Genomic DNA, 11,979 nt, shown 5'->3' with positions numbered 1-11,979 from the left:
CGCACCATAAACATAACATCAAAACCCGCATAGACCCAGAAACCAAAAGAGGCCCCGGTCAAACCGGAGCCTCCAAACGTTTCCACACAGGCTGCATATGCCGGCCTTTCTCATTTCAGGTCAGGCGGATCGCCACCAATCCTGGCTCGTATCCGCGATCTCGATCCCTTCGACATCGACGTCGTGCAACCAGTCCTTGACGCTGCGGCCCTTGACGATGAGGTCGCCGGCAAAATCGGCCAGGGGCATCAACACGAAACCACGCTCGGTCATCCGCGGATGCGGGATGGACAGCAGCGGTTCCACTTGCTCCAAATCACTATAGGTCAGGATATCGATATCGATCGTCCGCGGCCCCCAGCGTTCGATCCGGATCCGTTTCATCTGACGCTCTATGTCGAGACAGACATCGAGCAGAGCCTCGGGCGCCAGCGTCGTATCGACGGCCGCGCAGGAGTTGTAGAAGAAGGATTGATCCGTCTTGCCCCAGGGGGGCGTGCGGTAGAGCCGCGAAACCGAAACCACCTGGCAATCGTCACGCGCGTCGAGCGCGCGCAACGCAAGCGCCATGGCGCGCACGGGATTGTCCAGATTGCCGCCCAGACCGAGCGTCGCCCGCACTGCTATATTCTCAGGCAAAATGCTCAACGCTCACCTGTACGTAGTCGAGAACGCCCGGAACCGGGGCATTGGGCTTGCGCACTGTGATCTTTGCGCGCCGGATGCTCGGAAAACGCCGGCACAATTCCTTGGCGACATCAAGCGCCAGCGCCTCGATCAGATAACGACGGCGACCGGTGACGATCTCCTCGATGACGGTGAAGGCGATGCCGTAATTGACGGTATCATCGATCGAATCGCGCTCCAGCGCATCGCCGGCCTCCACATCGAGTTCGGCATCGACAAAGAAGCGCTGCCCGAGAAACTCTTCTTCATCATGCACGCCGTGGCGGGCAAAGAATGCACAATTCTGCAAAGTAATGGTGTATGTCACAACGCTCATGGCGTCCCTCCGTTTCGAACAGGCACGACGGCGTTCGAAAACCGCCCCCTATATTTCGGGATCATGCTTTAAGTCTCGCGCGCGTCCTGAGAATAGCATCCGCAACCGCCAGCGCGTCCCTGTTGATTGCGACATTATGCACACGGAATAGAGCTGCTCCCTGCAGGCGCAATATCGCGCTCGTGGCAGCCGTCCCGGCATCTCGGTCCGCGGCATCGCGTCCGGTAATCGTGCCGACAAATCGCTTGCGCGAGGTGCCGACCAAGAGAGGCAGATCGAACCGGAGCAACGCCTGGAACCGCGCCATCAACTCCAGATTCTCCTCCGCATTCTCCTTGGCAAAGCCGAAACCGGGATCGAGCACGATATTCTGCCTGTTGACGCCGGCTGCAGTCGCGATGTCGAGCGAGCGGTTGAGGAACAGCAGTTGATCGTCGATCACGTCAGGCAGCTTCTGCCGGTCGCGGCCCGTATGCATGATGCAAAGCCCGGCCCCCGTCTGCGCCGCCAAGGCAGCTATATCCGGCTCGCGTTGCAAACCGAAGACATCGTTGACGATATGCGCGCCGGCTCCGATCGCCATTCGTGCGGTATCGGCACGATAGGTATCGACCGATATCAGCGCGTCGGTCTTGCCGCGCAATGCCTCGATGACGGGCAGCACCCGCCCCTGCTCCTCACTGGCGCTGACGGTGTCGGCGCCAGGCTTCGTCGATTCGCCGCCGATATCGATAATGGCGGCGCCCTCTTCGACGCAGGCCAGCGCATGCTCAACCGCCGCATCGACTGCCTCGTAGCGCCCGCCGTCGGAAAAGGAATCCGGTGTCACATTGACGATGGCCATGATGGCGCTCTGCCGGCCGACATCGAGGCTGCGCCCATGCGCGACATGCCAAGTTTGGCTGCGAAGCTCAGTCACGAACCGTTCCATCCCATTGAAAATGAAAAAACCTTGCGCTTGATATTGCGCTCACAGTGGCTATGCCGCAAGGTTCGCGGAAGTTCAACATGGTAGCAACACGAATGCCGCTTGCATCCCATAAGTTCAGTATTTCGTGCGCTCTATTGCTTGCGTTTTGCATGCCCGACATGGCCAGGGCCGAGGTGGTTGCCCGCAAGACCATTTCCTATTTCGACATCAAGGGCAGCACCGCCGATGAACTCGATGCGTCGCTGAACGAGCGTGGACCGCTTGCGATGGGCTCCAGCAGCCATCACCCGGGCGCGACGAAGATTCGCTTCGGCGGCAACGCCACCTATAGCGAGTCAGGTGGCCGATGCTACATTTCCGGCGTTAAAGTAACGGTGACTACGGAAATCATCTTGCCCCGCTGGCGCGATCGCCGCAACGCAAGCAAGCAGATCTCCATGATCTGGGATACGCTGGCCGCCGATATCCGCCGCCATGAGAACCGGCACGTCGAGATCGCCCGTCAGCATGCCGAGCAGATGGAGCGACAGATCCTGGCTCTGCGGCCAGCCGCCGATTGCGACACGCTTCAGGAAAGAGCCAATGCCGTCACGGCGCGGGAGACCGAGCGTCACGACGCCGATCAAGCCCGATTCGACCGCATCGAAGCGATCAACTTCCAGAGCCGCATGCAGAGATTGCTGTACTATCGCACCCGGCCAAACAGCCAGCAGTAAATCGCAATGACTTCCATTTCGCCGATACGTGGGCAATTGTGTGAAAACGGCCACTATATCTGTGAATCGTCGGGTAATTTCGCTCTTTGAACTTTACGCGAATCTGAAATAGGTTTTCTCTATCTAACATAGAGAATGCACCGGATGATTCCAAAAGACCGGGCAACGTCTCGAAACGGAACGATTTTGAGTGCCTGCGCCGTCGGGCGTACTCGCTGTTCGGCGCAGTCGGGGTTTGTTTTCAAAGCATGCGCTAAGTGTTCTCCTGGCGCGTCCTGAAGCTGCAGGTGTTTCCTCCCTTGCCTGTGGTGATGCGCCCGCCTCGCCTCGCTCGCTGCACCAGCTGAGCGGGGCATCTTTTTGGTACGGACAAGAAACGTCACATCAGGCAGATCGGCAGGATAACACAAGCTATGGGCACGCGAGCCGAAAATCTTAGGCCTGATGCTCCGGCACGCGGACGACGAGCCCGTCAAAGGCGCTCTTCATTCTGATCTGACAGGAGAGGCGCGAGTTCGGGCGAACGTCGAAGGCGAAGTCCAGCATATCTTCTTCCATCGCCTCGGGGCTGCCGACCTTCTCGGTCCATTCTTCGTCGACATAGACATGACAAGTGGCACAGGCACACGCGCCGCCGCACTCGGCTTCGATGCCGGGGACAGAATTGCGCACGGCATTCTCCATCACGGTGGAGCCCACGTCGACGTCGAGGTCAAAGCGTGTGCCGTCGAAGGCGATGATGGTCAATTTGGTCATGTCAGCGAATTCCAAAATGCGTGAGTGAAGGACGATCTGGAATTTTACTTCCAACAATTCGCCAGGTCAGTCAACATTTGCGCCGCCGAAACGGTTTGATCCGTCTGGCGGCGCAGAAACTTTGGCGATTGCCGGATCTGCGGGTTCAGCGCGAGAGTTTGAGAATGAAGTTCTCTGCCTCGATCACGCATGTGGTGACCGCGGCCATCTGCGCAGCATCGCCCGTATTCTGTTCGAGCGCCGCCGCCGCATCGGCAACCCGGAAAGCGCCGATGGCGCTCGCCGCACCCGTCAGCTTATGGGATGCCGCCTGAATACGCTTGGCATCGCCGCTACCGATTTCCTGCAGGCAGGAACGAGCTTGCCGCGCAAACATCTGCAGCACCTCGACCTCCAGGGCCTTGTCGCCCATCGTCTGCTTTGCGAGATGAATAAGATCGATTGCCCGCCTCGCGGTCGGTCCGCGCGAGTTGTCCGGAGATTCAAATGCGATATTCAATGCTGCCATGTGCCAACGCTCCCGTCTATTATCTATGACTGTTTTAGCGACCCGCCCTATATTTGCGGCCGGGGAATGGCCATCGAGTTAAATTTTGGCACATTGAGGGCGCAAAACTCCAGACATGGTTAACGTGCGTTAAACATGCTCAGAATCTTGGGTTTTCATGGCGTTGCACAGACAAAGAGGGTTAACGGCACCTTAATGATCCACTATCTTTAAGGTGGAATTAATTGTCATGACTGGGGGAATGTGTCACTACGATACTAGTAAATTGGGTAGATGGCGCGTGCCTTTGCCCAAGAAGTGGATGATGGTAATGTTTTCATAACATCCGTTTGAAAAAGCAGTTATCCACTCTGAAATGTAATGGGAAATCCAAACCCGGTATCGACCGGAGGCGGAGGACCCCACGGGAGGCAGGGTTCGTCTTTTCCGGACGCGGCGGAATACCGGAAACGACACGGCAAGCCCGAGTGAGTTGTAACGAGGCGTAACCGCATGGCGAACAAAAAGTACATCGAGTCGGTCGAGGACAAGGCCTTTCAGGCATTGGACGAAGCATTGCAGATCGATTTCAGTGACGAGAACTTGGAGTCTCGAAGCGGTCCTACGCCTGATGTCCCGGAGCAAAAAGTGTCTGAGCCGCCCAAACAGCCGATGAAGCAGACCAAGGACGATGCAGCCCGCAATGCCGGCACCGCGCGCGGCGCAGCCTCCCCTGCCGCAGCGTCCCGCCCCGCCGAGGCCCCGCGAAGCCCGAACCTTGCTGCAGCCAACGACGGCAACCGTGCGAGCCCCGCCAGCATCCTGAAAGCGCTGGATGGCGGTTCCCAAAGCCACGCGGTTCGCAACGCCACGATTTTTTCGCTGTTCTGGATCATCGGCGGCGTCGGCCTCGCCTTCCTTCTTTATGGCGAGCAGATCCGCAACATCCATTCGATCGCCGATCTGGCCGCCCTTCCCGGCGTCATCGCCTGCATCGTCGGTGTCGTCGTTCCGGTACTCCTGTTCTATGCCTTCGGCATGATGATTTCGCGTGCGCATGATATGCGCAACGCCGCTCGCTCGATGGCAGAGGTGGCCCTGCGCCTCGTCGAGCCCGAAACCGTCGCTTCGGAACGCATCATGACGGTCGGCCAGGCCGTGCGTCGCGAAGTTTCGGCGATGAACGAAGGCATCGAGCGCACCATTGCACGCGCCACCGAGCTGGAAACCCTCGTCCATACCGAGGTCAATGCGCTGGAGCGCAGCTACGCCGACAACGAACTGCGCGTCCGCGGCCTTGTGCACGAACTGGGTGCCGAGCGCGACGCGATCGTCAACCACGCCGAACGCATCCGTTCCTCGATCTCGGGCGTCCATGACCAGATCAAGGAAGATCTGTCGCTCGCGACTGAAGAGATTGCAGTGCGCCTGTCCACGTCGGGCGAAGCCTTCGCCTCGATGATCGATACGCGCGCCGCGGCGTTGATGGAAAAGTCGGATTCCGCCGTCCAGGCGCTCGGAACCCTGCTCTCCGCCAAGACCGACAGCCTCCTGCAGAACCTGAATGCTTCGGGCCTCGCTCTCGGCCATGAATTCGACTCCCGCATGGATGCCCTGTCGTCGACGCTGAGCCAGCGCGGGAAGGAATTGCTCGGCCAGTTCGAGACCCGTGCTTCGACGCTCGATGCGAACACGGAAAAGCTGAACAACGCGCTCAACGACCGCGCCCGCCAGCTCAACGAAACGCTGGTTGCCCGCACCCGGGAAATCAGCGAGAGCCTCTCCGGCGGCGAACGGTCCATTACCGGCACGCTGGATAATGTGCTTGCCAAGCTCAATTCGTCGCTCGACGAAAAAGGCGCCAGCTTCCGCCAGAGCCTGCAATCGACGGCCGATGACGCCATCATGGACATCGACCTCCGTTCCGGCTTTTTCGAGGAACGCTTCCAGTCCACGATTGCGCAGCTTTCGACCACCTTCGACGAGCGCGTCTCGGAATTCACCTCCGCCTTCGACAAGCGCGCAGGCACGCTTGACAGCAAGCTCTCGGAAAGCCTTGCCCGGATCAATCAATCTCTGGGCAGCAACTCGGATGCTCTGGAAGGCATTCTGACCTCCAGCATCGAACGCCTCGGGTCCTCTCTCACGGACCAGTCCTTCGCGCTCGCAACCACTCTGGCAACCGGCCAGGAAGTGCTGGAAAGCGCGATCGGCTCCAGGGCCGATGAGATCACCTCCGCTCTCAACAACGCCACCAGCGGAATTTCGTCTGCCCTCACCTCGGGTACGGGCGAATTGCATTCCGCGCTATCGACGCATGCGAGCACCTTCACCAACGCCGTACAGGGCGTGACACGGGATGTCACCGCTGCCCTGCAGAGCGGCACGGAAGAGCTCACCACGGCCTTCACCGGCCGCGCAACCGAGATCAACAATACGCTCTCGTCGCGCACCAGCGAGATCACGCAGGCACTGGGCTCTGCCCATGAGCGCATCGACGCCGTCATGGCCTCGCGCAGCAACGCCCTGTTCGGCGCATTGGCCGACAATCAGTCGCGTTTCGAGCAGACGTTGGCCGAGCGTTCAGAAGGCATCGTCAGCGCTGTCAACGGCTCTCACCAGCATCTGACCGCCGCTCTGGATGAGCGTACCTCAATGCTGGCGATCTCGCTTGCCGAAAACCAGCTTCGCCTTGAAAACACCCTGGCAAGCCGCGCCGACGCCATCACGAGCGTCCTTGCCGATACGCATGGCAAGCTGGCCGATACGCTCGACGACAAGACAATGGCGCTCGCCATCGCTCTCTCCGAAAGCCAGGCTCGCCTGGAAGACACGGTCTCCGGACATGCCGACCAGGTCGCAGGCACCATGGATGAAAAGACCAGGGCCATGGCTCGCGCTCTTGCCGAGGGTCAGGCCCGTCTCGAAAGCACCGTATCCGGCCACGCCGAAAGCGTGAACAACGCGCTCGACGACAGGACGATGGCGCTTGCCATTGCCCTTTCCGAAAGCCAGGCTCGTCTGGAAGAAACCGTCTCCGGCCATGCCGAGCGCGTCGCCAACACGTTCGACAGCAAGACCGGCGCACTCGCCGCGGCCTTGACCAGCGGACAAAGCCGCCTGGAGGAAACGCTCTCCACCCGCGCCGAGGAGATTATCAAGGCATTTGCCGGCAATCATGCTGCCCTGGCGAATGCGCTGGACGACCGAACCATGGCGCTGGCCGTCGCTCTTTCCGAGAGCCAGGCCCGTCTGGAAAGCACCGTCTCCGGTCATGCCGACAGCGTTGCCAATACGCTGGACGACAAGACGATGGCGCTCGCCATCGCCCTCTCCGAAAGCCAGGCCCGCCTGGAAAATGCCATCTCCGGTCATGCGGAAGGCGTTGCCAACACGCTGGACGACAAGACGCGGGCACTCGCCTTTGCCCTCTCCGAAAGTCAGGCTCGTCTGGAAAACGCCGTTTCCGGTCATGCGGAAAGCGTCGCCAACACGCTTGATGACAAGACGATGGCGCTCGCCGTCGCCCTTTCCGAAAGCCAGGCTCGCCTGGAAGACACCGTTTCCGGTCACGCCGAGCGCGTCGCCGACACGCTCGATGGCAAGACAAGGGCACTTTCCGAGGTTCTGACGGGTGGCCAATCGCGTCTCGAAGCAACACTTGCCAATCGCGCAGAAGCCATCGCCAACGCATTTACCGACAACCATTCTGCACTGGCCGATGCCCTGGACGACAAGGCGATGGCGCTCGCCATTTCCCTCTCCAGCACTCAGTCGCGTCTTGAGGACACCCTTTCCAACCGCCTCGATGCGCTCTCCAGCACGGTGGCAGGCACCCACGACAAGATCGTCAACAGCCTCGACGATAGAACGATGGCGCTGTCAATCGCGCTCTCGGAGAACCAAGCAAAGCTCGAGGAAACCCTCGCTACCGGCGCCCAGGCCATCGCTCACACTGTGACGCACGGCCATGAGGCGCTGACCAATACGCTCGACGACAAGAGCATGGCTTTTGCGATTTCACTCGCAGAAAACCAGAGCCGCTTCGAAAGCGCCCTGGAATCTCGCGCCAACGCCCTGCTCGACAGCGTCTCCGGCGCAGAGTCCCGCGTGGCAGGTGCCTTCGGCGACAAGGCGGATGCCATTCGCGCCGCCTATACCGAAAATCAGGATCGCCTCGATCGCTCGCTTGCCGCCCATACAGAATCCCTGTCGGGCTTGCTCGGCAGCGGCGCCGATCGCGTGGAGAACGTTCTCGGCAGCACGACGCGTCAGCTCGAAAATGCGCTTGGTACCGGCCTGTCCGAAATGGATCGGAACCTTGCCTCGGCCTATGAGCGCATGCGTTCCACCCTGGAAGACCGCAGCAACGCCATCAGCCTGACGCTTCGCGATGCGCATGCTCAGATCGACAACACTCTGCTCGAGCAGACGACCGCCATCGGCACATCCATCGCGACCAGCGCCAGCATGCTGGAAATGTCGCTCGAAGACCGCGAGGCCTCGCTGCGCAAAACCATCGACGCCAGCGCGCGGACATTGGAAGATCGTCTGAACAGCGGAGCGGGCGACATCGCCGGCCGCATTCAGCAGGCCGCTGGCGATATCGCCCGCTCGGCCGAAAACTTCTCGTCCAACCTCAATCAGTCGATCGACGGCATGAACAGCCGCTTTGCCGAAACCGGTTCGCGCGTCGAGGCAAGTCTGTCCGCTCTCGAAAACCGCATCCATGAAGGTGTGGACGGTGTCGCCGCCCAGGTCGATGCGGCAGGAAATCGACTGTCCGATACCCTGGCAACCGGCTCCGCCAAGATCGACTCCAGCGGCAGTGAAGCTGCCGCTCGCATCGAAGAGCGTCTGTCGACAATGGATCGTGCCCTCAACCTCGGTCTCGATGCCGTCAACCGCACCATCGAGGGTAAAGCGGCCAATCTCGCCACCACGCTGCGCACGGCAGTCGCCGATGCCGCACAGGGAATGGACAGCGAAGCCACGCGCACGGCCGATCTGCTGGCTCGCACCGGCCAGCAGTTTGCCGAAAACCTCGGCAGCCATAGCGATACTTTCACACGCGCCATGACCGAGCGCTCCGACGATCTCGTCAATCGCGTCTCGGAAACGCAGAACCGACTGGCGAGCCAGGCTGCCGCCGTCGCTCAGACCTTCTCGGAGGCCGGCAACGCAATCGTCAACAAGGTTGCCGAAGCCGAAGGTCTCGTCAGCAATCAGGTCAACGCGATCTCGCAGACGCTCTCTTCTGCAGAGCAATCGCTGGAAGCCCGCGGCACTGCCATACGCAACACGCTTGCCGGAGGCAGCGAGCAGATCGCGTCCACCATGTCTCAGGTCGAGCGTGCGCTCGAGGAGCGCAGTACGGCCATCCGCACCTCGCTGGAAGATCGCGCCCGCGAAATCGACGCCACGCTTGCTGACGTCGACAAGGCACTGGAAGCGCGCGGTACTTCCATTCGCTCCTCGCTCGACGAGCGCACCCGCGAACTGAACTCCATGCTGGCAGGACGCTCGACCGAATTGTCGCGCCTGATCGACGAAAAGGCTCGCCCGATCGTCGACCGCTATGCGGCAACGGGTCAGGAAGCGGCCGCCCTCATCTCGGCAGCAGCTCAGGAAAGCACCGAGCGCCTGCGCGCAGAGAACGCCGCCCTGATCAACGCCATCGCATCGCGCACCGAACATGCTGTCAGCACCGTCAGCGCGCTGGAAAACAACCTGCTGGCAAGCGTCAACGGTATCATCGCTCGCCTGGCTGAAAACAACTCCGCGATCGCGGGCCTGCTGAACAATGCCGCTGCCGAATTCGCAAGCGTCGACGATCGCCTCAGCGCCACCTCGGTACGCTTCGCCGATTCCGCCACGAAGGCCGGCGAGATGGTTTCGGCCTCCAGCCGTCTTCTCGAAGGCAAGGTCGACAAGCTCTCCGAAATCACCGGTCAGACCCTGTCGCAGGTCGGCAGCATCGTCGGCCGCTTCGACGACCACTCCAAGGTGCTGACGCAGGCCTCCCAGCTCCTGGGTGCGGCTCAGTCGAACCTCGTATCGACGCTGGAAGAACGCGAAACCGCATTGCAGAACCTGGCTGTCGGCCTAGTTCAGCGCTCGGAAGAGATCGAGAACACCATGCGTGCCCTCGGCTCCATGGTGGAAACCGCCTTCGACCGCGCCGAACAGCGCTCCAACCAGGTCACCGGCAATCTGCGCCAGAGCGTGCAGTCCTCCTTCGCAGATATCGGCCGCGTTCTCTCCGATGCCGAAAAGCGCGCCGAGGATGCAGCGGAAAGCATGCGCGGCTCGCTGCAGAAGGCCGGCGAGGAAGCAAGCCAGGCGATGGAGAGCACCTTCGCCAATACCGAGCGTCGCTCCACCGATCTCACCAACCGCCTGCGCGGCGGCCTGACGGCTTCGCTGTCGGACGTCGAGCGGATGTTTGCCGAAGCCGGCAAGACTTCTGACGGCGCCGCCGAACAGCTGCGCGAAACACTGCGTGTCGCCGTGGATGACGCCATCGGCCGCTTCGCCGGTGCCACCGACGAGATCCGTCGCTCGGCCGGCGATATCCGCAAGGAACTCGATATGACGCGCAGCGAGCTGAAGCGCGGCGCATTCGACCTGCCGGAAGAGGCCAAGGAAAGCGCGGCAGCCATGCGTCGTGCCGTGGCAGAGCAGATCAAGGCCCTGCAGGACATCTCGCAGATCGTCGGCCGCTCGACGCAGCAGCTGGAAATCTCCGAGCCCGCAGCTCGCGCCTTGGCCGATGCACAGCCGGCACCGCGGCCGCAACCGGCAGCCCCTGCTCCGACGGCAGCTGCCGCTCCGGCTCCCAGGCCGCAGCAGCCCGCTCCACAGCCGCAGGCACCGCAACAGAGCGTTCAGCAGCCGGCGCCGCTGCCGCAGCAGCCTTCAATCGAATCCCTCGGTCTGCGCGGCTCCATCTCCGCCGAACGTCCCGTAGCTCAACCGCAGCGCCCGGCCGAAACGCCGGCTCCGGCCCGCCCTGAAACGGCGGCTGGCGGCGGCTGGATCAGTGACCTGCTGCGTGGCGCCTCGCGCGACGAAAACGCCGGCCTGCAGCCGGCCCGTCAGGCGGCACCAAAATCGCAGTCTGAGCAGGCGTCCGCCCCCGTGGCTCGCAACCCGCGTCACGTCGTCGAGTCGCTGAACTCCCTGTCGGTCGATATCGCCCGCGCTATCGATCACGACGCCTCGGTTGATCTGTGGCGCCGTTACCAGCGCGGCGAACGGGATGTCTTCACCCGCCGGCTTTACACGCTGAAGGGTCAACAGACCTTCGACGAGATCAAGCGCAAGTATGATCGCGAGCCGGAGTTCCGCACCGCGGTCGATCGCTACATCGCCGATTTCGAGAAGCTGCTTGCCGACGTTGCCCGTACCGATCGCGACCGCACCGTCACGCAATCCTATCTCACCTCGGACACCGGCAAGGTCTACACCATGCTGGCGCATGCGGCAGGCCGCCTGAACTGAGATTGAGAAAAGACGAAATGCTGAAATCCCCGGCAAGATGCCGGGGATTTTGATTCGAGGAGTTCTCATATCTGACGGCATGAAAAAGGGCGGTTCCGGGGACCGCCCTTGCTTCGTTTGGCGATAATTACGTCCGAACTAACGGGCGTCATGCACCTTAGAGATCAGGCCACTCGTAATGCCGACGAGCAGGAAATTGTTTTTGATGCGAACCCAGTGATAGCCGCGCGGAGGCGTGGACAGCTGGTAGGCGCGATAGTCGATCTCAGCCGCGCGATGCCGGTCCGAAGGCGACAAGCGGCGCCCCTTGACCCAGCCGCCCTTGCGGATGACGACTTTCTTCTTCACCACCTCTTTCTGGACGACGACCTGCTTGCCGGCCGGCGCCGGCTTCACTTGCGCTGTCGCAGCCAGCGGCGCCGCCAGAATGGACGCGGCAAGAAGGACGGTGAAGATTTTTCTCATTGGTTGTTTCCTCATTTCAGAATCTGCACGCGTTCTTGTCGTGACAGACATGAAACGAATCTCACAGTTGAATTACAATTCCGTAATGGACGCGATCCGCTGGTTCGGCCTTGTGCCT

General features: G+C 61.1%; 8 protein-coding genes. 2 read left to right on the top strand and 6 right to left on the bottom strand.

What is annotated here, in order from left to right; all coding sequences use genetic code 11:
* Window positions 1–120: 120 nt before the first annotated feature.
* The 3 genes from folK to folP all read right to left on the bottom strand — a co-directional run bounded on the left by folK (window position 121) and on the right by folP (window position 1,934).
* The gene (gene folK, locus GA0061102_RS26775) at window positions 121–648 is read right to left on the bottom strand and encodes a 2-amino-4-hydroxy-6-hydroxymethyldihydropteridine diphosphokinase (protein ID WP_425348568.1); all 528 of its coding nucleotides are present in this window, start codon (window positions 646–648) and stop codon (window positions 121–123) included.
* On the bottom strand, window positions 632–1,003 hold the full coding sequence (gene folB / locus GA0061102_RS26770) for a dihydroneopterin aldolase (protein WP_004109018.1): 372 nt from the start codon (window positions 1,001–1,003) through the stop codon (window positions 632–634). The genes folK and folB overlap by 17 nt, the downstream gene beginning before the upstream one ends.
* Before the next feature lie 61 nt (window positions 1,004–1,064).
* A complete protein-coding gene (folP, locus tag GA0061102_RS26765; protein ID WP_092854865.1) occupies window positions 1,065–1,934 on the bottom strand; it encodes a dihydropteroate synthase in 870 nt (289 codons plus the stop codon).
* 92 nt (window positions 1,935–2,026) lie between these two features.
* Here folP and GA0061102_RS26760 point away from each other — a divergent pair, with 92 nt between their 5' ends.
* The gene (locus tag GA0061102_RS26760) at window positions 2,027–2,650 is read left to right on the top strand and encodes a DUF922 domain-containing Zn-dependent protease (RefSeq protein ID WP_425348569.1); all 624 of its coding nucleotides are present in this window, start codon (window positions 2,027–2,029) and stop codon (window positions 2,648–2,650) included.
* A 435-nt stretch (window positions 2,651–3,085) separates the two neighbouring features.
* Here the strand turns inward: GA0061102_RS26760 and GA0061102_RS26755 are convergent, their stop codons facing one another.
* Both GA0061102_RS26755 and GA0061102_RS26750 read right to left on the bottom strand, forming a co-directional pair.
* Window positions 3,086–3,406, bottom strand: coding sequence for a 2Fe-2S iron-sulfur cluster-binding protein (locus GA0061102_RS26755; RefSeq protein WP_092854874.1), 321 nt, complete (start codon window positions 3,404–3,406; stop codon window positions 3,086–3,088).
* 145 nt (window positions 3,407–3,551) lie between these two features.
* Entirely contained in the window at window positions 3,552–3,914 is a 363-nt protein-coding gene (locus GA0061102_RS26750) for an Hpt domain-containing protein (protein WP_092854861.1), read from the bottom strand.
* Window positions 3,915–4,406: 492 nt separating this feature from the next.
* Between GA0061102_RS26750 and GA0061102_RS26745 the strand changes: the two genes are divergently transcribed.
* Entirely contained in the window at window positions 4,407–11,396 is a 6,990-nt protein-coding gene (locus tag GA0061102_RS26745; RefSeq protein WP_092854860.1) for an apolipoprotein A-IV repeat region-like domain-containing protein, read from the top strand.
* Window positions 11,397–11,534: 138 nt separating this feature from the next.
* Here the strand turns inward: GA0061102_RS26745 and GA0061102_RS26740 are convergent, their stop codons facing one another.
* Window positions 11,535–11,861, bottom strand: coding sequence for an RcnB family protein (locus GA0061102_RS26740; protein ID WP_092854858.1), 327 nt, complete (start codon window positions 11,859–11,861; stop codon window positions 11,535–11,537).
* Window positions 11,862–11,979: the final 118 nt, after the last annotated feature.

Origin of the sequence: Martinezella miluonensis (genome assembly GCF_900094545.1) — a bacterium.
GTDB classification, from domain to species: Bacteria; Pseudomonadota; Alphaproteobacteria; order Rhizobiales; family Rhizobiaceae; genus Rhizobium; species Rhizobium miluonense.
This window is presented reverse-complemented; position numbering and strand designations above follow the sequence as displayed.

Coding starts and splice junctions, on each gene's coding strand:
- folB (WP_004109018.1), bottom strand. CDS start 1,003: ATGAGCGTTGTGACATACACCATTACTTTGCAGAATTGTGCATTCTTT.
- GA0061102_RS26760 (WP_425348569.1), top strand. CDS start 2,027: ATGCCGCTTGCATCCCATAAGTTCAGTATTTCGTGCGCTCTATTGCTT.
- GA0061102_RS26740 (WP_092854858.1), bottom strand. CDS start 11,861: ATGAGAAAAATCTTCACCGTCCTTCTTGCCGCGTCCATTCTGGCGGCG.
- GA0061102_RS26750 (WP_092854861.1), bottom strand. CDS start 3,914: ATGGCAGCATTGAATATCGCATTTGAATCTCCGGACAACTCGCGCGGA.
- GA0061102_RS26755 (WP_092854874.1), bottom strand. CDS start 3,406: ATGACCAAATTGACCATCATCGCCTTCGACGGCACACGCTTTGACCTC.
- GA0061102_RS26745 (WP_092854860.1), top strand. CDS start 4,407: ATGGCGAACAAAAAGTACATCGAGTCGGTCGAGGACAAGGCCTTTCAG.
- folP (WP_092854865.1), bottom strand. CDS start 1,934: ATGGAACGGTTCGTGACTGAGCTTCGCAGCCAAACTTGGCATGTCGCG.